The following is a 23,833-nucleotide window of genomic DNA, read 5'->3' on the forward strand; positions in this document are numbered from 1 at the left end:
ATGATTACTTCGAAGGATAAAGTTTATTTATTAAATCTTCTCTTTTTATCTTTCTTAATGATCTTATTATCTGTGGCTTATAGTCTTTGTCGTACCAAAAGAAGAATTGTCTTTGAGCTAATTTCTGTTCTTTGGTGCGTGCAGTATAGACTTTTTCGAGAGTATAAGGATGATATCCTGTATAATACATTTCGGTAGCTACAGTCATTGGTGAAGGAGTAAAATCCTGTATCTGCTCCAGTTTAAATCCTAAAGGCTTCGTTTTTACAGCTAATTCTGCCATATCCTCTTCTCCACAGCCGGGATGCGATGATATGAAATAGGGAATAAGCTGCTGTTTTAGTCCGGCTTGCGTGTTTATTTTATCAAATATTTTCTTAAACGCATAGAACTGTTCAAAGCTGGGCTTTCTCATGTATTTGAGGACAAGGTCAGATGTATGTTCCGGAGCTACTTTAAGTCTTCCTGATACATGATTGACTATTAGTTCTTCTGTGTATCTCTCTGCGGCTTTGTTTAGAGCCTCGTTCTCGCTTCGGTGTAATAACATGTCGTAGCGAACACCACTCCCTATAAATGATTTTTTTATCTGTGGTAAAGCATCTACTTCTTTATAAATTTCGAGTAGTGAGGTGTGATCCGTATTGAGATTCTTACATATCTTAGGGTGTATACATGAAGGACGTTTGCATTTTGCACAGATCTGTTCATCTATTCCCTTCATATTGTACATATTGGCAGAAGGACCACCCAAATCGCTTAAATATCCCTTAAAATCCGGCATTTCTGTAATGTTTCTTACTTCGTTGATTATTGATCTTTTAGATCTTGAAGCAATAAATTTACCTTGATGTGCCGATATGGTACAGAATGCGCAACCCCCGAAACATCCTCTGTGCATATTGACCGAAAATTTGATCATTTCGAATGCCGGAATTGTTTTTCCTTTATATTTAGGATGAGGTAGTCGTGTGTATGGCAAATCGAATGAAGCGTCTATCTCTTTTTCCGACATTGGAGGGTAGGGAGGATTGATAATTACCGCCTTTCCATCACAATATTGGATAATGCGAGACGCGTTCATCATGTTAGATTGTTCTTCAACTATTTTAAAATTCTTCGCTTGCTTTAGTTTGTCGGTCAGACATTCTTCGTGCGAAGCCAGATATATATCGTCTTCTTCGTTGAAAGACGCATTTAAATCGTTTTTATCGCTTAAATATACAGTTTGTGGTATCTCGGTAAAGCTTTGTGCTTTTTCTCCGTTCTTTAGCCTCGATATTATCGTTTTCAACGGTGTTTCACCCATACCATATACAAGTAAATCTGCTTTGGAATCTATTAGTATAGATTTGTGTAGTTTATCGTCCCAGTAATCATAGTGCGTTACTCTTCGCAACGAGGCTTCTATACCCCCCAGTATAACAGGAACATCTGGAAAAAGATCTTTTAAAATGTTGGTATATACAACCGAAGTTCTGTCGGGGCGCATATCTGCCCGTCCGTCAGGTGTGTAAGCGTCGTCGGAACGAAGACGCTTATTGGCTGTATAATGATTAATCATGGAATCCATTGCACCGGCCGTTACTCCGAAGAATAATTTCGGTTTGCCCAGTTTTTTGAAATCCCGCAGATCATCGCGCCAGTTTGGTTGCGGTACAATAGCTACTCTGAGCCCTTCTGCTTCAAGAATACGACCTATTACTGCAGCTCCGAAAGAAGGGTGATCTATATACGCATCTCCCGAAAACAGAATTACGTCAAGTTCATCCCATTTTCTTAATTCTACTTCTTTTTTTGTAGTAGGCAGCCAGTCTGTCAATCGGTATTCTTTCATAATCAGGCACAAAGATATTCTTTTTTTTCCCTGCTATATATAGCCTAAGACTATTCTTAACATTTTTGAGTTATACTATTTGTTAAACATTGTATATTTGTAATGTGTTTATAAACTAATGAGAAAACTTAGCTCTTTTTTAATTTCAATGCTATTCCTTGGGTTTGTTGCCTGTAGTACAACAAAAAATATACCTGAAGGTAGCTACCTGCTCGACAATTTCGAAGTTAAGCATGATACAAAAAATGCGTCTTCAGATCTGGAAGACTTCGTCCGTCAGCAGCCTAACTCCAGTATGCCATTGTTGGGAAAGGTAAGGCTTAAAATATACAATATGGCAGGACAGGATACAAGTAAGTGGATGACTCGTTTTATTCGAAAAATGGGGCAGCCTCCTGTTTTATATAACAATTCGCAGACAGCAATATCTGCAAGCCAACTAAAAAAGGAACTGAACAATCAGGGGTATCTGAATGCAGAGGTCGATACTATTCTTAAAATTAAAGGGAATAAGATGTCTGTAGTCTACAACATAAAGGGACATACTCCTTATCGTATCCGAAATTATACGTATGCCATATCAGACACTACGATGTCTCGTATAATGAATAAAGTACCCTTGAGGCCATTACTGAATAAAGGCGATTTCTTTGATATGTCTATGCTCGAAGAAGAGAGGCTTCAGGTGAATACTGTGATGAGAAATGTAGGATATTATAACTTTTCGAAAGAATATGTTTATTTTAAAGCAGATACAACACTAAACTCTCATCAGGTAGATTTATTTCTCGATATCTATCCTACCAAAGACAGTGTGCCTTATCCCAGATATAAGCTTGATAAAGTGACAATAATTTCGGGTATAAATTCGATAGATAATATGATGGGCCCGGGTGGCCAGATAAATACAAACAGATGGTTTTTTAGAAATGCTGATACTACCGAATATCGGGATATTAAGATAATACGGGGCCGTAATAAATTTCTTCGATCGACTAGTATTTACCGAAATAACTATGTGAGGCCGGGATCTTACTTCTCTGATATGGCTCAGAGTTATACTTATCAGGCTTATACCAAAATGGGAGCCATAAAACAGGTAAATATAACGATGAATCCATCCGTCACAGATAGTACAAAGCTAGATGCTACTATTATTTTACTACCTGCCAATGCTCACTGGTTCAAAGCTGCCCTCGATGGCACAAACTCTGCCGGAGACCTGGGTATAGCCCCGAGTGTATCTTATCAGCACCAAAACCTGTTTAATGGTTCTGAGCAATTGAGTATTAAGTTGAAAGGAGCCTATGAGTTTATTACAGGAGGTCATAGTACCGATCTTATGAATCAGAGTTTTTATGAATATGGAGCAGAGACCAGTCTTACATTTCCTCTCTTTCTATTCCCATACCTGAAAAAAAGCTGGCGGGAAAAACCTACTGCAACAACTACTTTTACAGTCGGACTGAATAATCAGCATCGGCCGGAGTATACACGGCAGTTTTTTAATACAACGATCAATTATGGTTGGACTACCTATAAAAGCAGGTTGAGACACAGTTTCGATTTTGTAGATATAAACTACATACGTATGCCTTGGATGTCGCAGAATTTTAAAGATAATTATCTGAACAATTCTGATAATACGCTTTTGATGGAAAGTTACAGGGATCAGCTGGTTGCTAGAAATGCCTATACAGTAACATTGATAAACGGAAGACGATTCAATCCTTTATATCCCACCTATTCCCTTCGTGGAACGATAGAAGTGTCCGGAGCTATTCCCAGACTGGTGACAACAATAAATGGTTCAAAAGTAGATGAATACGGGCAAAAAAGAATACTGGGTGTTGCATATGCCGAGTATGTAAAAGGAAGTGTGGATTATGCCCGTACATTTTATTTTTCGAAGAAGCATTCGCTGGCATATCACGTAATGCTCGGATTAGCCCATCCTTATGGAAATTCAGATATCCTTCCGTTCGAAAGACGTTTTTTTGCAGGAGGTGCAAATAGTATAAGGGGATGGTCTACACGCTCTTTGGGACCCGGATCGTACCGAAAGAATCGGGAAGGGAGTGATTTTGTAAATCAGACCGGAGATATGAAACTGGAACTTAGTATAGAAAATAGGATGAAAATAAGTTCTATGTTCGAATTTGCTCAATTTATAGATGCAGGTAATGTTTGGACTTTACTCAGTTATAAAGAACAGCCGGGAGGTTTGTTCCAGTTCAATTCTTTTTATAAAGAAATAGGACTGGCTTATGGTGTAGGTCTTCGGCTCGACTTAGACTTTCTTCTACTCCGATTCGATGCGGGGATGAAAGCCTATGATCCCGGATTGGAGCAATCGAGACGTTTTGTTTTATTTAAACCTACTCTCAATCGTATGGCATTTCATTTTGGTATAGGCTATCCTTTCTGACAATGTTTTAAATGTCATATGTAAAAATATAAATTTGTCAGTTTTCTATCTCTTTCATATTTTTGTAGTTGTATACATGAAACCTTTAACATAAAACAAACAAAAAGTATGAAAAAACTGTTTTTACTATTATTACTCACTCCTTTTTTATTTGCAGCTTGTAGTTCCGATGATGACGGAAGCAACGATAGCATGGCCGTTATTAAAGTAGAGTCGGAAGTTGTATCATATAATACAATCAAACTGAGTTGGCCAAAAATTCTCAACGCATATAGATATCAGGTTTTCTTCAAGGCCGAAGGAGGTGCCGAATGGCAGAATTCTAATTCTATAATGCCTGTCGATCAGTCTACAAGCGTTATATTTGAGCAGTCTTATTTTACTCCCGATACAAAGTATACGATCGTAGTCAAAGCATTCAGAGACTCGGGAAGTGGTTCTATTATTGGCGAATCGGAGGAGTTTGTGCTTAAAACCTTTAAGCCTAATGAGGAAAATATTATAGGAACTTGGGATTTTGTTTCTTTCGATCCGATAGTAACCGCATCTAGTGATGAAATAAAAAAAGCAGTAGAAAAAGCCGTTAATAATGATATCGATTTTTTTGATTATATTACTTTCAGCGAAGACGGAAAAATCTCTGATAGTGGGTCTGAAAAGAATGGGTCTTACAGCCTATATGGTAATAGTCTAACTGTGACATATCTTGATGGTGGCAAGGAATATACAGATGTCGCTGATATTTCTATGTCCGAAAACAGACTGATTATTTATACCGATGATACAGAAGCTTACATAGAAGAATTTCCGGGAGTGAGCAAAGTGATTGTGAAATCAACTTACGAAAGAAGGGAAAGTCCTGCAAATTGATTCTTTTTTAAATTATAGAGTCCTGTTATCATTGCGATAGCAGGATTTTTTTATTTATGCGGTTTTTAGGACTATGCTTCACTCTGTCGAATATTGTTTCGTTACTTTTTAGCAAAAAACTGTTTCTTAAGATTTGAATGATTACTTTTGCAGGCTCTATTTTAATTACACAGACAAAATAATAAAATAGGTCTTATGACCTAAATAAATGATGGACAAAACAAAAGGTATTATATTAGCTCTTATCTCTTCCGGTACATTCGGACTTATAGCATTCTTCTCTCTACCATTGCTGAAGGCAGGCATTCATGCCCCTTCTATCCTGTTTTATCGTTGCCTTATATCTACTATTCTGATAGGGATAGTATCTCTCGCAAGGAAAAAAAATCTTAAGATTTCACCCAAAGCTGCTGCTCAGCTCATTTGTCTCGGGCTTTTATATCCTATAACGGCTATGGGTTTGCTCTATTCTTATAGCTATATCTCTACCGGAGTATCTACTACACTCCATTTTCTTTATCCTATATCGGTTTCTTTTCTGATGATTATCTTTTTCAGAGAAAAGCCCTCACGGAATTTGTTGTTTGCTGCAATACTGTCGCTGATCGGAGTTGCACTGCTCAGTTGGAGCGATAATGGTTTTATCAGTACCAAAGGTTTACTGATTGTTTTGCTCACAGTGTTCACCTATTCCATATACATTGTATGGCTGAATAGTAAAGAGATAAAGAAGTTGGAAGCGGAGACAGTGACTTTCTATGTTATGCTTTTTGGTATATTTATTTTCTCCGTGTTTTCTCATTTTACGACAGGCATACAATTGATTCCCGATACCGGATCGTTGTTCAACCTGATTGGACTATCTGTTTTTGCAACCGTATTGTCCAATCTTGCGCTTGTCAGAGCTGTCAAATATGCGGGGTCTACTATCACATCTATACTTGGTTCGTTAGAGCCTGTGGTCGCTACCCTTGTGGGTGTATTTCATTTCCATGAGCCTTTCGGATGGAATAGCCTTTTGGGGCTTATGATCATTATCGGAGCTGTAATTTTTGTAATATTGAGCACTAAAAAACCTTCGAATAATCAGGGATGAGTATTTTTAGGGCAATTTTAGATTATATATTGCACATTTTTACTAATTTTGTGCGATAACCTGATTCTAAAAATACGTTTTAGTATATTAAAGAATTGACAATCAACTAAATAATAATAAATATGAGTAACAATTTATTAAAAGGTAAGAGAGGTATTGTCTTCGGAGCACTGAATGACAAATCAATTGCCTGGAAAGTAGCTGAAAAAGCAGTAGAACAAGGAGCTATAATAACTTTGTCTAATACACCTATGGCTGTAAGAATGGGTGAAACAAACGCACTGAGCGAAAAATTGAATACACAGGTAATAGCAGCTGATGCAACCAGTGTCGAAGATCTTGAGCAAGTGTTTGTAAAATCTATGGAAATACTTGGTGGTAAGATCGATTTTGTTCTTCACTCGATAGGTATGTCACCGAACGTACGTAAAGGACGCGATTATGACAATCTTGACTATGGCTTTTATGATAAGACGCTAGATGTATCAGCTCTTTCGTTTCATAAAATGATGCAAGTGGCCAAAAAACTTGATGCTATTGCAGACGGTGGTTCTATACTTGCTCTTACTCATATTGCTGCACAACGTACATTTACAGGTTATAACGATATGGCCGATGCCAAAGCATTGTTAGAGTCTATCGGACGCAGCTTTGGTTATGTGTATGGACGCGACAAAGGTGTACGTGTAAATACTATCTCTCAGTCACCAACAATGACTACCGCCGGACAAGGTATCGGAGGTATGGGTGCATTCTTCGATTTTGCCGAAAAGATGTCTCCACTAGGCAATGCCAGTGCTGACGAATGTGCAGACTATTGTATAGTGATGTTCTCTGACCTCACGCGCAAAGTTACGATGCAGAACTTGTTCCACGACGGAGGATTTTCTAGTATGGGTCTCACTCAGGCGATTGTTACAGATTATATCGAAAAGAAATAAGAAATAACGATAATTGGTGAAAGGCTCATAAATAACAATTTATGAGCCTTTTTCTCATATAAATCACTAAATTTGGGAATTAAAATTACCTGTAGCATGTTTATAAAGTTATACGACGAAAATCCGAACCAGAAAGAGATAGATAAGATTGTGAAAGTTTTGCAGGATGGAGGTCTTATTATCTATCCTACGGATACTGTCTATGCTATTGGTTGCGATGCTCTTAATGTAAGGGCTGTGGAAGAAATCTGCAAAATGAAGGATATTAATCCGGCCAAAAGTAATCTTTCTATTATCTGCTACGATTTGAGTAATATAAGTGAATATGCGAAGGTAGACAATGCCACCTTCAAGCTGATGAAAAAGAATCTTCCCGGGCCATTTACTTTTATCCTCAATACTACATCTTCCCTTCCCAAAATATACAAGAATAAGAAGACGGTGGGCATACGTGTTCCCCATAATAATATCATCCGTGAACTGGTTAATGCACTTGGCAATCCTATTTTGACCACTTCGGTGAAAGATGAAGATGAGGTGATTGAATATACTACCGATCCCGAGCTTATTTATGAAAAATATGAGAATCTGGTAGATATAGTTATCGACGGAGGATATGGGGGCATAGAGGCTTCTACAGTTGTCGATTGTACAGGAGATGAGCCCGAGATAATACGTCAGGGCAAGGGTGAATTAATTTTGTAATAGAACATTTAATCTATATATTTGCAGACATCTGCAAATACATATTCTTTGCGAGCAAAAATATATTAATGCTAATATAATAAGTCCTTATGAAAGTAAAATATGTGAATTTGCTGTCACTTGTACTGCTTCTGGTCATGCTGGTTGCATGTGAAGATAAAGACGAGGGTAAAAATAAAAAACAACGGGCCGATAATGAATATGTAAATAATTGGATCTACCAAAACATGGATTTCTATTATTATTGGCGAGACAAGATGTCTTCAGAAAGGACGTTGGATAAGACAATTTCTCCTTCTGATTTTTTCGATAAACTTTTATTTCCCTATAACGAAACTACATACGAGGGCGATAGATTCTCTTGGATACAAGCCAGCTATGTAGATCTGCTGAATTCGTTAAGTGGTGTTTCTTCTAAAGAGATCGGATTTGATTTTATACCTTATCTCAGACAAGAGGGAAAGTCTGATGTTATGTTTTATGTAACATATATAAAGAAAGGAACTAATGCCGAAAAATCGAATCTTAAGAGGGGACATGTTATAACGAAGGTAAACGGTGTGGAACTGAATGATAAAAACTGGTCGAGTGCATTATATCAGAATGCGGCGGAATACAAACTGGAAGGACTGAATTTTTCGGGAGCTATAACCGTGCAGCCTACCGGTAATTATTCCGAAAATCCTATCTATCTCGATAGTATTTATACCGACAACAAGGGGAAAGAGGCCGGCTATATTGTCTATAATCAATTTACGATGGACAATGCAGATGGATCATATAAATATGACAAACAGCTAGCTAAGATATTTTCTAAGTTCAATGATAGGAATATAACTACCCTTATTCTCGATTTGCGTTACAATGGTGGCGGATATGAGACTTGTGCGCTAAATATAGCGAGTGCCTTAGTCCCCGGCAGAAATAGCACGTCGAAGCTCTTTGCATATAAAGAATTTAATCCGGTATTCACAAGCTATGCAAAACAGGAACTGGGAAGGAATTACAACAGTTTTGTAAATAGTTATTTCAAAGAAAACATAGAGGTTCAGGACTCGAAGGGTAACATTACTGTTTCAGACTTCATCCCCAAATATGGAGACAAGATAGAAAAGCTGTATATTCTTGTAGGTAGGAATACTGCTTCTGCTAGTGAACTTGTTATCAATGGGCTATATCCTTATATGGGCGATAAAATAGTTTTGATAGGAGAGCGAACGTATGGAAAGAATGTCGGCTCTTTCTCTCTGTACGAAGAAAACGACAGTCGCAACAGATGGGGTATGCAACCAATTGTCTCTAAGACTTATAATAGTGAGAACAAGTCTGAATATGCAATGGGATTTACTCCTGATTTTATTGTCGATGATTTTACCGGAATAGAAAATGGATTGCTATACTCTTTGGGCGATGAGAACGAAACTCTTCTAAATTTTGCTCTTGCTAAAGCAGGAATAAAATCTCAGAAAAAAACAGTTAAAACAAAGCCTGCTACGATGAAATCTATCGGATGGTCACGTGCCCTTAAAAGCGGTACTTACGACTTGATAATTAATGATAATAGAATTCAGCAATTAATAGATTCTAAGTTGCAATACTAATTAAAGAAAAATAAAGATTAAAATATACTGATGAAAGTAATGAAATTTGGTGGAACCTCGGTAGGTTCTGCTACTAACATAGCCAATGTAAAAAAAATAATAGGGGCAGTAGAAGAGCCCATAGTTGTAGTTGTTTCTGCTTTCAAAGGTATTACGGATAAATTATTGATGACGTCCGAACTGGCGGCTTCCGGCGATTATTCTTACGAACGTGAGTTTAGGGAAATAGTCGAACAACATATCACTGTTGTCAGCAAGCTTAATATATCGGACGAAAAAAGACCGTTGTTGGAGTCGGATGTGAATAAGCTGTTGGAAGAACTGAGCAACATCTTCAAGGGCGTGTTTCTTATCAATGACCTGTCTCCTAAGACTTCCGACAAGATAGTAAGCTACGGAGAGCGTTTGTCTGCATTGATTATAAGTTATGCCTTTCCCGAGTTTGAACTGTGGGATGCAACAGAGCTAATCAAGACCGATTCGGCTTTCGGAAAGCATACTCCCGACATCGAATTGTCGAGTAAACTTATTCAGGATGCGTTTGAACTTTCTTCTAAAAAGATACTGGTTGCAGGGTTTATCTCTACTTGCAAAACCAGCGGAGAAATTACTAATCTGGGGCGTGGAGGATCAGACTACACTGCCGCAATTTTTGCGTCGGCGCTCAATTCCAATATTTTAGAAATATGGTCAGATGTAGATGGTTTCATGTCTGCCGATCCGAAGGTTATAAACGGAGCGCATGTGATCGAAAATCTGTCGTTTACCGAAGCTACGGAACTGTGTAACTTCGGAGCAAAGATCATTTACCCTCCTACAATATTCCCTGTCTATCATAAGAATATACCTATCAGAATAAAGAATACCTTCAAGCCCGATGCTCCGGGAACATACATTTCGCACAACGGAGAGTCGAAAAAAAGTAAAGCTCTGATAAAAGGAATATCTTCCATTTCCGACGCATGCCTTATCACTGTCCAAGGGCTGGGTATGGTAGGTATTATCGGGGTAAATTTCAGAATATTCAGGGCATTGGCCAAGAACGGCATCAGCGTGTTCCTTGTTTCCCAGGCTTCATCCGAAAACAGCACTTCGATAGGAGTCCGTTCGGTAGATGCAAATCTTGCAGTACAAGTGCTCGAAGAAGAGTTTGAAAAAGAAATAGCTTTGGGCAGCATCAACCGTGTTCTGCTCGAAACCGAATTGGCAACAGTGGCCATTGTAGGCGAAAACATGAAATATACTCCGGGTATTGCCGGCAAGCTGTTCGAAACGCTCGGAAAGAGTGGCATCAGCGTTATTGCCTGTGCTCAGGGAGCATCGGAGGTTAATATCTCTTTCGTTATCAAAAATAAATATTTGCGTAAAGCATTAAACTCTATTCACGATTCGTTTTTCCTTTCCGACTACAAAGTTCTCAACCTTTTTGTTGTGGGTATAGGTACTGTAGGTGGTAATCTTATAGAACAAATTTGCCATCAGCAGCCAAAACTTATGGAACAATATGGACTGAAACTCAACGTAGTAGGAATAGCCAGAGGAAGTAAGGTCTTGTTTTGTAGAGAAGGTATAAATCTTGATAATTACAGAGCCGAACTTGAAGAAAAAGGTATCCCCAGCAATCCCGAAATACTTAAAGACGGTATTATAAACATGAATATTTTCAATGCCGTGTTTGTAGACTGTACTGCCAGTGAGGCTGTATCTAAGATTTACGGAGAACTGATGTCGAAGAATATTTCGGTGGTTACGGCAAATAAGGTGGCTGCATCTTCGGCATACGACAATTATATTCAACTGAAGAATACAGCCCGCGAACGTAATATTAAGTTCCTTTTCGAGACGAATGTCGGAGCAGGACTTCCTATTATAAATACGATGAATTCACTTGTTAATTCGGGCGATAAAATTGTAAAGATAGAAGCTGTTCTTTCCGGAACGCTCAACTTTATATTCAATACTATCAGTGCCGATATTCCGTTCAGTAAAGCGATCTATCTGGCCAAAGAAAGCGGTTATTCAGAACCCGATCCACGTATCGACCTGAGTGGCATGGATGTAGTTCGCAAGTTAGTTATTCTTACCCGCGAGGCAGGTTACAGAGTAGAACAGCCCGATGTACAGAAAAACTTGTTTGTTCCTCAGGAGTATTTTGAAGGAACAATAGAGGAATTTTGGGCAAACATAAGACAACTGGATGCCGAATTTGAGAGTAGGAGAGAGAAGCTGGAAAAAGAGCATAAGCATCTCCGCTTTGTAGCCAAGTACGAAAATGGCAGTTGCGAAGTAGGTCTTCAGGAAGTAGGACAAAACCATCCTTTTTATGATCTCGAAGGCAGTAATAATATAATCCAGATAACGACCGAGAGGTATAATGAATATCCGATGATAATAAAAGGCTACGGAGCCGGAGCCAGCGTTACGGCAGCCGGGGTATTCTCTGATATTATCAGTATCGCTAATGTGAGATAATCAATCGCCTGAATCTTCCTGTGAAAAACAGAAACTAAGTAGTATAATTCTGTTTATATTTTATTTTTATGAAAACTATTATAATCTTGGCAGATGGTGCTGCCGATGAACCTATTGCCCAACTGGGTAATAAAACTCCTTTGCAGGCAGCAAAGAAGCCATATATAGATATGTTGGCTGCCAAAGGAAAGAGTGGAGAACTGGATACTATTCCTGCCGGCTTTAAGCCTGGGAGCGAAATAGCTAATCTTTCGGTATTGGGTTACGATGTGCCGAAGGTATTTGAAGGCAGAGGCTCACTTGAGGCTGCCAGTATGGGTGTAGATATTCTGCCCGGAGAAATGGCTATGCGTTGCAATCTTATTTGCATCGAAGACGGAAAGATTAAGAACCACTCTGCCGGACACATATCGAGCGAAGAGGCTGCGGAGCTTATTCAGTTTCTGGATAGTAAATTGAATGACGGAAAGGTAAGCTTCTATCCGGGAGTATCGTACCGCCATTTGCTTAAGCTGAAAGGCGGAAATAAGAACTTGGATTGCACTCCGCCACATGATGTTACGGGTACACCATTTAGTGAAGTCCTTATAAAGGCGGAAACATCCGAAGCCCGCGAATCTGCCGATTATCTTAACGAGATAATCCTCAAATCGCAGGAATTGCTCAAAGATCATCCTGTAAACCTGAAACGCATATCGGAAGGAAAAGATCCTGCCAATAGCATCTGGCCTTGGTCGCCGGGTTATCGTCCACAAATGCAGACTTTACAGGAGTTGTATGGCATCAAAAGCGGATCGGTGATATCTGCTGTAGACCTTATTATGGGTATCGGTGTGTATGCCGGTCTTAAACTGATTCATGTAAAGGGTGCGACAGGGCTTTACGATACCAATTATGAAGGAAAGGCTCAGGCTGCTATCGATGCTCTTAAAAATGACGATTTTGTATATCTGCATATCGAAGCCAGCGATGAGGCCGGACATGAGGGAGATTATGCTTTGAAAACAAAGACCATCGAGTATCTGGACAATAGGGTAGTAAAAACTATATACGAAGCTACTAAAGACTGGGACGAGCCTATTACCATTGCCATTCTTCCCGATCATCCTACTCCTTGTGCTCTCAAAACACATACAAATAAGCCTATTCCGTTCCTTATCTACCGTTCCGATGAGGCAGGGGATGCTGTACAGGTTTATGATGAATTTGAGTCTCCTAAGGGTGCTTATGGGCTTATAAGAGGAAATGAGTTTATGAAAACTCTTTTTGGGAAAATATAGTATTCGCTAAAACTTTATCTATAAAGCCCCTCCAACCTCCCCGAAAGGGAGGCTTAGGCAAAGCCAAGAGGATTGAAAACTGATCAGTTAACAGTAATCAGTCAACAGTTAGCATAGGAGGAACAATTTTTTTGCGTCAGCAATTTCTCCCCGGAGGGGAGACTAAGAGGGGCTCGTACAAGTTTGTCAGGTTTTAGTTAAAATTGTATTTAAATGCAGAGGAATAAGAGTTCATTCTAAATAATGATTGATACCGAAGTAAAAGTACATGACAATTTTTCATTGGAATTTAAAATAGGTTTTATTACCAATGGGAGTGGGGCAGACATCAACGAGTTTAAAATTAATACTTGGATGTTTGTTCCTAATAGTCTTGATATTAATCGCTTCACATATCAGAAACCTGATTTTTATAAGGATGTAAAAAATAATATTCGCTTGATTACTCCTGTCTACTCTTTAGGCGAAATATTAAAAACAGGTCGGGGGCCTATTCCCCGTCTGCAAAAAGCGGTAGATGAATTAGCTGTTGATCCGGAAAATGCCGTAAAAACGGAAAGCTATGTGTATCAGGTAAAAATGCTTGTTTGTATTGTCAAGAGTGCCCTGCGTCGTCAGGTACAGGTTGTAACAAAAGCGACTTCTGACGAAGAAATTATCTCTGAAATAAAATCCTATATTGGCGATGTCAGAGAGATAGCATTGCAATACAGGGAAATATGGGAAGAATTGGAGAACCCTGAAATTACGGTGCAACAGCGTGAATATTTTCTTTTCGGAGACAACTTTCTGGGAAATATTATCGAGCAGTATACTTTCCAAATAATCAAGTTTCTGAAAGGGAAACCTGTATTCGAAATTCTTAAACCTGAACTAAATAAGCTGTTGGAAGACGAAATAGCTCATCGTAAAAAACGAGGCTTTATGTTGCTCGAAAAAGAAGATGAGAAGCACAACAGTCTGGTGATAACTCAGCGGAATATTCTCAAGAAGTTTGTAGAAAGTGACCTCTTTCTTCAGACTTTGAAGAAGAAAGACGGTCTTTTAGCCCAGCAGTTCTATTATAGCATTGCTGCCGGTATAGCTATGATATTTGCTACTGTAATATCTTTTTTCGCCACTCAGCGCTTTGGTAATTTTACTACCGACCTTTTCATTATACTCGTCTTTAGCTATATGTTCAAAGACCGTATCAAAGATATGATGCGCTACTATTTTTCGTCGAAGCTCGGGAAAAAATATTATGATACGAAGCTTAAATTGAGTATCCGTAAGCAAGAGATTGGCTGGGTGAAAGAAGCATTCGACTACATCGAAGAAAATAAGCTGCCCGAAGAGGTTCGTAACCTGCGTGCTCGAAGCCCCCTTGTAGAAGCAGAGAATGAAGTGTATGACGAAAAAATTATTCTGTATCGTAAGTGGGTGAATCTGTCGAAAGAGGAGATAGAAAAGTATAAGGAATATCGCCTGTCGGGGATTAATGATATTACCCGCTTCAATCTGTTGAATTTTACTCAGAAGATGGACAATCCGTATATTCCACTTTATCTGGCCGATGAAGAAAAAGGATTTGTTAGTATCGAAGGCAACAAAATGTACTCACTGTATTTTATCTTACAGTGTATATCTGACGAAACAGAATATTATAAAAAATACCGTATCCTGTTTAATCGCAATGGGATAAGTGATGTTACAGAGCTTGCTTAAATGAAAGTCATAGGCAAGTTTCTACGTCTTTCTTTCTTCTTTTTCTGAATATATGCGTATACGGCGACACTAGCTACAGCCGCTACTAAAGTTGCTGCTAATACTTTCTTTGTCATATTATTGTTAAGATTAAGTCAATTTATTTATAAGTAAAGATAGGAACAAAAAATTGAATTAGTATCTTTCGTTTGAGGGATTTTTCTATTTTATGAAAAGGAGGTTGTTGTCAAAACTCTCTTAGTCCCGAAGCTTTATATCTGCTGAGGGTTTCGAGCCTCACGGTTTCCCCTATTACAGCACCTTTCTCTTTCAATGCCTGTTCTACTGTTTTGAAGGCTATTTCAGGATGATTATTGTCCTGACTGAGATGGCAGAGCCATATGTTGTATAGGCTTTTGTTGTATATGCTGGCTATAAATTCGGCCGACAAGCGGTTGCTCAGGTGGCCTGTACCATTCTTGATTCTTTCTTTCAGATAATAAGGATATTTGCCTGCCTGCAACATATACTCGTCGTAGTTGGCCTCTATCACCAAATGGTTGGCAGTGGAGGCATATTCTTTGATTTTGTCGGTAATGCAGCCTACATCGGTGAGGAGTACGAATGTCTGTTCGTCAAACTGTATTTGGTAACCTACGTTTGCTATACTGTCGTGCGGTACATCAAATGCTGTTATCCGGAAGTCATGTATAGAGAATGTTTCTTCCTTGTTTATTGCTCTTCTGGTTTGTTTTAGGCTGGCTTGTACGGCTCTGTTTCTTAAAATACCTTCGTGTACGGTTTCTGTAGCATAGATGGGGATATTATATTTGTCGCCAAAACATCCTACAGTTTTTATGTGGTCGGCATGGTCGTGTGTAATGAGTACGGCTGCTATTTTGTCGAACGAAACACCGTATTCACGTAATGTTTTTTGAACATTGCGTATGCCCACACCGGCATCTATTAGTATGCCATAATCGTTGGTTCCCAGATAATAACAGTTCCCGCTGCTGCCGCTTCCAAGGCAAAAGAATTTGTATTTATATTGTGTAAATAAGTTGTATTGCATGATGCTTGCAAAGTTACTAGAGTCTGTCCATAAAAAAAGTGCCCGTAACGTTAAAGTTATGAACACTTCAGTTTATTTTTATCAAGTAATGTTAACCTTTTTTCAGAAAGCAAGTCTTTAAGACAATACTCGATCCGTCTATCTTACAATCCACTTCGGTTGGTTCTTCTGTCAGGCGGATGCTTCTTACTTTTGTTCCACGTTTTATTACCATTGACGAGCCTTTCACCTTCAGGTCTTTTATTACAGTTACTGCATCTCCGTCGAGAAGCTCGGCTCCATTACTGTCGCGGGGGGTAGTGTCTTCAATTTCTGTGTGCGCTTCGCCTGTCCATTCATGAAAACAATCGGGACAAATAAAAGCTGTTCCGTCAAAATAAGTATTTGCCATATTACAAGCCGGGCAATTCGGTGTTTCTTCCATCTCTAAGTTTGTTTTTTATTAGTGTAATCTTTGCAAAGATAACCTAAATAAGGCTAGGCTGCAACTGTATATATTCCTAATAGGGGTTATTACTTTCAATAATAGCAGTTAATTATAATCTTGAAAACGAGAAAAAACTTATCTTTGCAGAAATATTCAAATGGCTATATATGAAGAAGTCTCATTTTTTACAAACGCTTTACCTTCAAAAGCCCCTTCTTTTGATTCTGCTTATTGCAACATTATCCACTTTGCCGTGGATAGGTTTAGGGGATTTTTATACTAAAGGAGAGCCTCGTGAGGCCGTTTTAGCTGTTTCTATGATAGAGAAAGGCGAATGGGTGATTCCCTCGAACTATGCAGATGAATTTGCATATAAACCGCCATTGAATCACTGGATGATTGCCGGATTGTCTTTGGTGCTGACCAAAGGTGAAGTTACTCCGTTTACATCCCGCTTGCCTTCTACAATCGCTTTCATTGCTATGATAGGCGTTTGTTTTATGTTCTTTGCACGCCGTCGTCCTGTTTTGGAGGCCTTTGTCTCTTGTCTTATACTTATCACCTGCTTTGAAATACATCGGGCTGCTATGACTACCCGTGTCGATATGGTTCTTACATTCTTTCTTGTAGCGGGACTTATACAGATGTATACGTGGTATGAAAAGCGGCGAATAGGACAACTTATATCCGTTTGGTTTTTGCTTAGTATGGCTACTTTGACAAAAGGGCCTGTCGGAATACTACTGCCATGTATGATATTTGGAGTATATCTCCTTTGCCAAAAGGAGAATTTCTTCAAAGCAGCTTTGAAATGTATTGTAGCCGGATTACCGGCATTGATAATTCCGCTTATATGGTATTATGCTGCTTATGAGATAAAAGGAGACGCATTCTTCGACAGGGTTTTCTATGAAAATATAGGAAGGTTTATTCACATGCAGTCGTCAGACCTCAATGCTGGCTACGAATTGGGGCATGAAGGATCTTTCTGGGTATATTTTGCATATCTGGCTTCGGGCTTCCTTCCTTGGACTATTTTGTTGGTTATATCCCTGTTTTTTATCAAATACAACAAACCCGGTTCGCTGAAAGCTATTGTAAATAGACTGCTGTCGATGGATAAGGTTCTTCTATTTAGCCTGTCTGTTGTAGTAATATCGCTGATCTTTTATTCGATACCTATTTCCAAGCGTAGTGTTTACATAATGCTTGTCTATCCGTTTTTGGCTATATTTATTGCGCGCTTCTTCATATATCTTGCCGATTTCAAGCCGAGAGCAGTACGTATCTCTACATGGATATTAGTTTCTATAGCTTTTATTGCACTACTTGTTGTGGGATTGTCTTATACAGGCGTACTCAATATAGAAGAACTGTCTCATAATTTCTCTAAACGAGAAAGAACATTACGGGATATGAAAATATTCTCCGATATGTTTCTCAGTCCGGGAGGCTTCGGCTTGTTTGCCCTTTTTGTTCTGTTATGGGCTATTATAAATAGCATTTATTTACTGAGCAAAAGAATGAATGTGAAGATTCTGATGGCAGGATTTGGAGTTATGCTGGCAATCAACATCTTTCTCGATGCTTATCTTCTACAGGGATTTAAGAATACATACTCTTCCCGTCCTTTTGCAGAACATCTTTCTCAGAAATACGATCTGGAGGGTAATGTGTATGTAACTAATAATCTTGAGAAATATAATAACCTTTACGGTCTGAATTTTTATTTACACAATATTTTCCAGAATATAGATATCGCAAAACCTGAAAAAGGGTACTTTGTTACTCTCAACCGATACTCGGAGCAAGTTCAGGAAGAATACAGCAATTATAAATTTACCTTGTTGCAATCAAGCGATAAATACAATGACTTGAAAGATGAGATTCTCTTTTTCAAAATAGAAAAGAAAGAGAGTCCGAAAGGAAATACAAACTAAAAACTACACATGAAGCAAAAGATCGTAGATCTATCTAAAAACAAATCAGTCAGGCAACTGATAAAATATGGAATAGTAGGATCTGTAGGAGCGCTGATAGATTTTGGAGTATTCTATTTACTTGCAATAAAACTATCGGTACATTATCCCTTTTCTCCACATATTGTAGACTTACTAGGCAGTAAATTGCCTGTTCACATCATTGATATGGATGTGTCACATATTATTAGCAATATTCTGGCTATTATCAATAATTTTGTACTGAATAGTTATTTTACATTTAAGGTAACTGACAACAAGCTTAAGCGTTTTTTCTCTTTTGCCGGAGTTGCTGCTATTGGTCTGGTAATAAGTACAACCCTGATGACAGTATTTATTGGTCAATTCGAAATACCCGAAATGGTTTCGAAAGGCTTGTCTATTGTTATAGTTGCTGCTATTCAGTTTGTTATAAATAAGCTATTCACATTCAAAGAAAACTAAAAATTGAGACGTCCTAATTTTAACTTTTGAGATCTATAAATCGGCAAACAATATTAAGATTCATTTGTTTATTAGGGTATATACAGACCTTCGATCTATATTAATACGGACTTCCTACTCTGACAATTGTAAAAATATGCTAAATAAGGGAATTAGAAAATATGTATCCAATCCGGCTATCGGACTTTTGCCATTTATATTATTTATTGTTCTACGGTCTTTTACCATCTCTGTAGGGCCGGCTCTGATTATATCTTTTGTGTGGACTGTAGTCTGTGAGATGTTTCTCAGACTATCATATAAAACCAGAGGCTTTAGCCTTACTTTCTATATATCTGCAATAGCCATCCTCATCACTCTTATTGTTTGGTTTTTTTCATATAAGTATGTAAAAAAGCCCTTTGTCTATGTTGTTGTTTTCGAGGCATGTATAGTCTGTTTGTTTATGATATTGAGAGCTAGTAAATTATATATAGGAGTATTCTTTTTCCGGCAGAAAAACTTAATAGAGAAAGCGTTATTGAATGAGTTTTATGATTCCGTCACTCTTATACAATATGGACTTACCCTGCATATATTCAGTATATTATTATATACACAATTTACAATCAGTGTACATGAGGCTGTTGTGTTAGACATAATTATGTTTACTGTAATACCATCTCTTATTATCTTGCTTGTTGGTGTTTATCAGGTCTTCAAAGTAAGTACACTGGCATCTAAACTGAGAAAAGAAGAATGGTTGCCGATTGTTACCGATAAAGGTGAAGTGACAGGAAAGATAGCAAAAAGTGTATCTCTCAATATGAAGAATAAGTTTCTTCATCCGGTAGTGAGAGTGGCTCTTATATCGAATTCGAAGGTTTACTTACAGGAACGTCCTCTAAGTGACAATCTGAGTCCGGGAAAGTTGGACTATCCGTTCGAGAAATATATGCTCTATAATCACGAAATAAATCTGGCTGCACGCAATAGTATAAGGCAAATGCTGGGGCAAGAAATGGACTTGTCTATAAAATTCTTGTTGAAATATGTTTTCGAAAACGATGATACAAAGCGTCTTATATTTCTGTTTGTAGTTCATCTGGATGATGAAGACCTTATAAAACGTGATGGCAAGATGAAAGGTAAATTCTGGACTGTAAAACAGTTAGAAGAGGCTTTTGCCGATGAGGTTTTCAGCGAATGCTTCGAGTTAGAATTTGAGTATTTAAAGAATATGGTTCTTGTACCTTCCGATATAATGGCTCATCCTAGTGGTAACTAAAACCTACGTTATATTTTTTACCTCTATTTTTGTGTTAACGTGAAGGAAAAAAGCCATTAAGCTATATTCCTTTTCGGTTTCTCCATACCTGATAAGAATTTACTATATTTTGCCAAAGCACATAAGCTCCCGGTCCAATGGATGAAATAGGATTCAGATATGTTTGAGCCATCCATATGGCAAGGATTGTGTTTTTCTGTCCTAAGCCTTGACCTCCTGCTATTGTGTCGTTGTATATTCGTCCTAGTCGGCGTCCGATAAGAAATTGACCTATACAGATGATGAGCGCAATCAGAGCAATACTAATCTCGACTGTAAATTGAGGGTTCTCCTGATCTATTATAAACTGAACGGTCTTTCCTGTAATAATAATAAGTGCGACCGACCAAAGATAGAACGGTAGTGATTTCGCTTTCTGAATTTCGTGATGTACCCTTGGCAAGTATTTTTGCAATATTAAAGCTCCGAACAGAGGAATGAATAATAGAACAAATACTTTACTGAATACAATCCAGAATGAATTGACAAAAGAAGCTGCATCGACTTCTCCTGTGAATGCAAAGATAATGGGTGCAATAACGATAATGGTGAGGTTGCACAGCAAGCTGTATGTTGTGAGACTTTCTACACTTCCACCCAACATACCTGTTATTACGGGAGCAGATGTTGCCGTAGGAGCCAATATACAGATCATAGCCCCTTGCGCAACAATATGATTGAGTGGTAACAACAGAAGGTAGACCACTATACTTCCTGCTACCTGTATAACTATTAGCCATAAGTGGAGGCGAGTAAAGTGCAGTTCACGAAACGAAATGCTACAATAGGTTATTAGTAGCATGATGGCTATGAGGTATGGTGTAAGAAAAGATAACTCTCCCACATAGCGATGAAATATAATACCTATTGCCATCGCAATAGGCATCATATAAGCTTTTATTTTACCAATCATATTGCTGTATTTCATTATCTTTTGTTCTGACTGAAAGAGAATGACCAAAGGCAATATTTAGCCTTTTAATTACTACGTATAAAGTTAGTGAAAAAAGAAGGGATAACATTCGTTACCCCCTCTGTTTCATTATTGCTTATTCAGGTTAGTTATACTTTCCTTTATCGTCTTTATCTTGCTTTCCGCATCGGCCTGTTTCTTGCGTTCATTGTCCACTATTTCAGGTTTTGCATTGGCTACGAATTTTTCATTGCTGAGTTTATTTGCTACCGACTTGAGGAAGCCTTCGAGATAAACTAATTCTTCGTTCAGTTTCTTTAATTCGGCCTCTATGTCGATGTTGTTTCCCAATGGGATGGAAAATTCGGTAGTACCTACCAGGAATGAAGCTGCGGTAGGGTCTTTTTCTTTTACTATGTTGATAGCAGATAAGTTGCCCATCTTGGTAATTACACTGTTGTATCGTATGTTGTGTTCGCCTGCAACATCAAGAGCCAATTCCTCCTTGTTTGGTATGTTCTTTTGAAGTCGTATTGTGCGTATGCCCGCGATAATTTCTTTTGCCTTATCGAACGTTGCGAGCAAATCATTATCAATGGCTGTCTGTTTCGGTATTGATGAGGTCATAATGCTTTCCCCTTCACCTCTCTCTTTCAACGCTTGCCATAGCTCTTCTGTGATAAATGGCATAAACGGATGGAGCAAACGAAGCAAAGAATCGAAATACCCGAGAGTAGCCTCGTAGGTTCTTCTGTCTATCGGTTGCTGATAAGCCGGTTTTACCATTTCGAGATACCAAGATGAAAACTCGTCCCAGAATAGCTTGTAAACAGCCATCAGGGCTTCAGAAAGACGATACTTTTCAAACAGGTCGTTTAGTTCGTTTATTGTTTTCGACAATGTGTTTTCGAACCATTCTATAGCTGTTTTTGCAGCTTCGGGTTGTTCTATGCTATCGCTAACTTCCCATCCTTTTACAAGGCGGAAAGCATTCCATATTTTATTGTTGAAATTACGTCCCTGTTCGCACAGTCCTTCATCGAAGGGCAGGTCGTTTCCGGCAGGGGCGGTAAGGAGCAATCCCATACGGACTCCATCGGCACCGTATTTCTCCATCAATTCGATAGGATCGGGCGAGTTACCTAATTGTTTCGACATCTTACGTCCCAGCTTGTCGCGCACAATTCCTGTGAAATATACATTTTCGAAACAGGCTTTTCCTCTGTATTCATATCCCGACATAATCATGCGGGCTACCCAGAAGAAAATGATATCCGGCCCTGTTACAAGATCGTTTGTAGGATAGTAGTAATTTATTTCTTTATTGTCAGGGTTGTTGATGCCATCAAATACGGATATTGGCCACAACCATGATGAGAACCACGTGTCGAGGCAGTCTTCGTCTTGACGTAGATCAGCCATCGTCAGATTTGGATTCGTCTTCTGAGCTTTTTCCAAAGCTTTTTCATCTGTTTCGGCAATAACAAATCCTCCTTCGGGGAGGTAATATGCTGGTATTCGATGTCCCCACCACAACTGACGGCTGATGTTCCAATCCTTGATGTTCTCCATCCAGTGACGGTATGTATTCTTGAATTTTGCAGGATGGAATTTAATCGTATCATTTTCTACTGCATCAAGTGCAGGTTTTGCCAGATCTTCCATTTTCAGGAACCATTGCATAGATAGTTTCGGCTCGATAGGAACATTTGTACGTTCCGAAAAACCTACACTATTTGTATATGCTTCTACTTTCTCGAGCAGGTCTGAGGCTTCCAGATCTTTTTCTATCTGCTTGCGCACATCGAATCTGTCTATACCTTCGTATTGCAGGGCATGGGCGTTAAGAGTACCATCATCGTTTAGTATGTCGATGCTCTCAAGATTATATTTTTCTCCCAACATGTAGTCGTTCACATCGTGGGCAGGAGTTACTTTCAGGAATCCTGTACCAAACTCCACATCTACATATTCGTCTTCTATAATAGGTACTATACGGTTAGCAATAGGTACAATAACCTTTTTGCCCTTCATATGGGCTGTTTTTGGATCGTTCGGGTTGATACATACAGCAACGTCTCCGAATATTGTTTCGGGACGGGTTGTAGCTACTACAATGTATCCATCTTCTCCCTCTACTTTATATCGTACATAATATAGTTTGCCATTTACTTCCTTGTGTATTACTTCTTCGTCCGACACTGCTGTTTTTGCAGCAGGATCCCAGTTTACCATACGGATGCCCCGGTAGATGAGCCCTTTTTCGTAGAGGTCGACAAATACTTTGAGTACACTTTCGGAACGCTTTTCGTCCATTGTAAAGCAAGTTCGTTCCCAGTCGCATGATGCACCCAGTTTTTTCAACTGTTCGAGTATAATACCTCCGTGCTTGTGTGTCCAATCCCATGCGTGCTTTAGGAATTCGTCACGGCTCAGGTCGGTCTTCTTTATTCCTTCCGTGGCAAGCTTAGCAACTACCTTTGCCTCCGTGGCAATAGACGCATGGTCTGTACCCGGTACCCAGCAGGCATTTTTGCCCATCATGCGTGCACGCCGCACAAGTATATCTTGTATGGTATTGTTCAGCATGTGCCCCATATGTAATACTCCGGTGACGTTGGGTGGAGGAATAACAATCGTATAAGGTTCGCGACTATCCGGCTCGGAATGGAATAATTTATTTTCCAGCCAATATTTATACCATTTGTCCTCTACTTCGGCAGGGTTGTATTTACTTGCAATTTCCATATTAATAGTTGAATAACTTTTTAGAGGG

At 38.8% G+C, this 23,833-nt stretch carries 17 protein-coding genes; 12 read left to right on the plus strand and 5 right to left on the minus strand.

Going from position 1 to position 23,833, the window contains the following annotated elements; all coding sequences use genetic code 11:
- Positions 1–4: 4 nt before the first annotated feature.
- Entirely contained in the window at positions 5–1,837 is a 1,833-nt protein-coding gene (locus tag BGC7_RS04210) for a YgiQ family radical SAM protein (protein ID WP_050700313.1), read from the minus strand.
- A 118-nt stretch (positions 1,838–1,955) separates the two neighbouring features.
- On the opposite strand from BGC7_RS04210, the gene BGC7_RS04215 reads away from it, so the two are divergent.
- From BGC7_RS04215 to BGC7_RS04255, 9 genes are all read left to right on the plus strand, one after another.
- Positions 1,956–4,265: a translocation and assembly module lipoprotein TamL gene (locus BGC7_RS04215; protein ID WP_050700314.1), complete on the plus strand. Its 2,310-nt coding sequence runs from the start codon at positions 1,956–1,958 to the stop codon at positions 4,263–4,265.
- 108 nt (positions 4,266–4,373) lie between these two features.
- Positions 4,374–5,135 carry a lipocalin family protein gene (locus BGC7_RS04220; protein WP_050700315.1) on the plus strand — a complete coding sequence of 254 codons (762 nt, stop codon included), beginning with the start codon at positions 4,374–4,376 and terminating at the stop codon, positions 5,133–5,135.
- A 208-nt stretch (positions 5,136–5,343) separates the two neighbouring features.
- Positions 5,344–6,231, plus strand: coding sequence for a DMT family transporter (locus BGC7_RS04225; protein WP_369799071.1), 888 nt, complete (start codon positions 5,344–5,346; stop codon positions 6,229–6,231).
- Positions 6,232–6,353: 122 nt separating this feature from the next.
- Positions 6,354–7,172: an enoyl-ACP reductase FabI gene (locus BGC7_RS04230; RefSeq protein ID WP_050700317.1), complete on the plus strand. Its 819-nt coding sequence runs from the start codon at positions 6,354–6,356 to the stop codon at positions 7,170–7,172.
- A gap of 96 nt (positions 7,173–7,268) precedes the next feature.
- Positions 7,269–7,877, plus strand: a complete 609-nt coding sequence (locus BGC7_RS04235; RefSeq protein WP_050700318.1) for an L-threonylcarbamoyladenylate synthase — start codon at positions 7,269–7,271, stop codon at positions 7,875–7,877.
- Positions 7,878–7,966: 89 nt separating this feature from the next.
- Complete coding sequence (locus BGC7_RS04240) at positions 7,967–9,478, plus strand: S41 family peptidase (RefSeq protein WP_082206460.1); 1,512 nt, start codon at positions 7,967–7,969, stop codon at positions 9,476–9,478.
- A gap of 30 nt (positions 9,479–9,508) precedes the next feature.
- Complete coding sequence (gene thrA, locus BGC7_RS04245; protein ID WP_050700320.1) at positions 9,509–11,950, plus strand: bifunctional aspartate kinase/homoserine dehydrogenase I; 2,442 nt, start codon at positions 9,509–9,511, stop codon at positions 11,948–11,950.
- A 68-nt stretch (positions 11,951–12,018) separates the two neighbouring features.
- Positions 12,019–13,230: a cofactor-independent phosphoglycerate mutase gene (locus BGC7_RS04250; protein WP_050700321.1), complete on the plus strand. Its 1,212-nt coding sequence runs from the start codon at positions 12,019–12,021 to the stop codon at positions 13,228–13,230.
- Positions 13,231–13,473: 243 nt separating this feature from the next.
- Positions 13,474–14,937, plus strand: coding sequence for a hypothetical protein (locus BGC7_RS04255; protein WP_050700322.1), 1,464 nt, complete (start codon positions 13,474–13,476; stop codon positions 14,935–14,937).
- 226 nt (positions 14,938–15,163) lie between these two features.
- On the opposite strand, the gene BGC7_RS04260 is transcribed toward BGC7_RS04255, so the two are convergent.
- Together BGC7_RS04260 and BGC7_RS04265 are read right to left on the minus strand one after the other, a co-directional pair.
- The gene (locus BGC7_RS04260; RefSeq protein WP_050700323.1) at positions 15,164–15,988 is read right to left on the minus strand and encodes an MBL fold metallo-hydrolase; all 825 of its coding nucleotides are present in this window, start codon (positions 15,986–15,988) and stop codon (positions 15,164–15,166) included.
- Positions 15,989–16,079: 91 nt separating this feature from the next.
- On the minus strand, positions 16,080–16,412 hold the full coding sequence (locus BGC7_RS04265) for a zinc ribbon domain-containing protein YjdM (protein WP_050700324.1): 333 nt from the start codon (positions 16,410–16,412) through the stop codon (positions 16,080–16,082).
- 170 nt (positions 16,413–16,582) lie between these two features.
- Between BGC7_RS04265 and BGC7_RS04270 the strand changes: the two genes are divergently transcribed.
- The 3 genes from BGC7_RS04270 (at position 16,583) to BGC7_RS04280 (ending at position 20,105) form a co-directional block, all read left to right on the plus strand.
- Positions 16,583–18,355, plus strand: a complete 1,773-nt coding sequence (locus BGC7_RS04270; protein ID WP_050700325.1) for an ArnT family glycosyltransferase — start codon at positions 16,583–16,585, stop codon at positions 18,353–18,355.
- A 9-nt stretch (positions 18,356–18,364) separates the two neighbouring features.
- Positions 18,365–18,838 (plus strand): GtrA family protein, encoded by a 474-nt coding sequence (locus BGC7_RS04275; RefSeq protein WP_050700326.1) that lies wholly within the window; start codon positions 18,365–18,367, stop codon positions 18,836–18,838.
- Between the two features lie 136 nt (positions 18,839–18,974).
- Entirely contained in the window at positions 18,975–20,105 is a 1,131-nt protein-coding gene (locus BGC7_RS04280; protein WP_050700327.1) for an NUDIX hydrolase, read from the plus strand.
- A gap of 61 nt (positions 20,106–20,166) precedes the next feature.
- Here BGC7_RS04280 and BGC7_RS04285 read toward each other — a convergent pair whose 3' ends face one another.
- Positions 20,167–21,057, minus strand: coding sequence for a transporter (locus BGC7_RS04285; protein WP_050700495.1), 891 nt, complete (start codon positions 21,055–21,057; stop codon positions 20,167–20,169).
- A gap of 129 nt (positions 21,058–21,186) precedes the next feature.
- Positions 21,187–23,805: a valine--tRNA ligase gene (locus BGC7_RS04290; protein ID WP_050700328.1), complete on the minus strand. Its 2,619-nt coding sequence runs from the start codon at positions 23,803–23,805 to the stop codon at positions 21,187–21,189.
- Positions 23,806–23,833: the final 28 nt, after the last annotated feature.

Origin of the sequence: Dysgonomonas sp. BGC7 (genome assembly GCF_001261735.1) — a bacterium.
Taxonomy (GTDB): domain Bacteria; phylum Bacteroidota; class Bacteroidia; order Bacteroidales; family Dysgonomonadaceae; genus Dysgonomonas.

Excerpts from the sequence above, each read along its gene's own strand:
- BGC7_RS04265 (WP_050700324.1), bottom strand. The coding sequence starts at position 16,412 with ATGGAAGAAACACCGAATTGCCCGGCTTGTAATATGGCAAATACTTAT.
- BGC7_RS04285 (WP_050700495.1), bottom strand. The coding sequence starts at position 21,057 with ATGATTGGTAAAATAAAAGCTTATATGATGCCTATTGCGATGGCAATA.
- BGC7_RS04220 (WP_050700315.1), top strand. The coding sequence starts at position 4,374 with ATGAAAAAACTGTTTTTACTATTATTACTCACTCCTTTTTTATTTGCA.
- BGC7_RS04215 (WP_050700314.1), top strand. The coding sequence starts at position 1,956 with ATGAGAAAACTTAGCTCTTTTTTAATTTCAATGCTATTCCTTGGGTTT.
- BGC7_RS04290 (WP_050700328.1), bottom strand. The coding sequence starts at position 23,805 with ATGGAAATTGCAAGTAAATACAACCCTGCCGAAGTAGAGGACAAATGG.
- BGC7_RS04210 (WP_050700313.1), bottom strand. The coding sequence starts at position 1,837 with ATGAAAGAATACCGATTGACAGACTGGCTGCCTACTACAAAAAAAGAA.
- BGC7_RS04275 (WP_050700326.1), top strand. The coding sequence starts at position 18,365 with ATGAAGCAAAAGATCGTAGATCTATCTAAAAACAAATCAGTCAGGCAA.
- BGC7_RS04260 (WP_050700323.1), bottom strand. The coding sequence starts at position 15,988 with ATGCAATACAACTTATTTACACAATATAAATACAAATTCTTTTGCCTT.
- thrA (WP_050700320.1), top strand. The coding sequence starts at position 9,509 with ATGAAAGTAATGAAATTTGGTGGAACCTCGGTAGGTTCTGCTACTAAC.
- BGC7_RS04235 (WP_050700318.1), top strand. The coding sequence starts at position 7,269 with ATGTTTATAAAGTTATACGACGAAAATCCGAACCAGAAAGAGATAGAT.
- BGC7_RS04255 (WP_050700322.1), top strand. The coding sequence starts at position 13,474 with ATGATTGATACCGAAGTAAAAGTACATGACAATTTTTCATTGGAATTT.
- BGC7_RS04250 (WP_050700321.1), top strand. The coding sequence starts at position 12,019 with ATGAAAACTATTATAATCTTGGCAGATGGTGCTGCCGATGAACCTATT.
- BGC7_RS04230 (WP_050700317.1), top strand. The coding sequence starts at position 6,354 with ATGAGTAACAATTTATTAAAAGGTAAGAGAGGTATTGTCTTCGGAGCA.
- BGC7_RS04225 (WP_369799071.1), top strand. The coding sequence starts at position 5,344 with ATGATGGACAAAACAAAAGGTATTATATTAGCTCTTATCTCTTCCGGT.
- BGC7_RS04240 (WP_082206460.1), top strand. The coding sequence starts at position 7,967 with ATGAAAGTAAAATATGTGAATTTGCTGTCACTTGTACTGCTTCTGGTC.
- BGC7_RS04270 (WP_050700325.1), top strand. The coding sequence starts at position 16,583 with ATGAAGAAGTCTCATTTTTTACAAACGCTTTACCTTCAAAAGCCCCTT.
- BGC7_RS04280 (WP_050700327.1), top strand. The coding sequence starts at position 18,975 with ATGCTAAATAAGGGAATTAGAAAATATGTATCCAATCCGGCTATCGGA.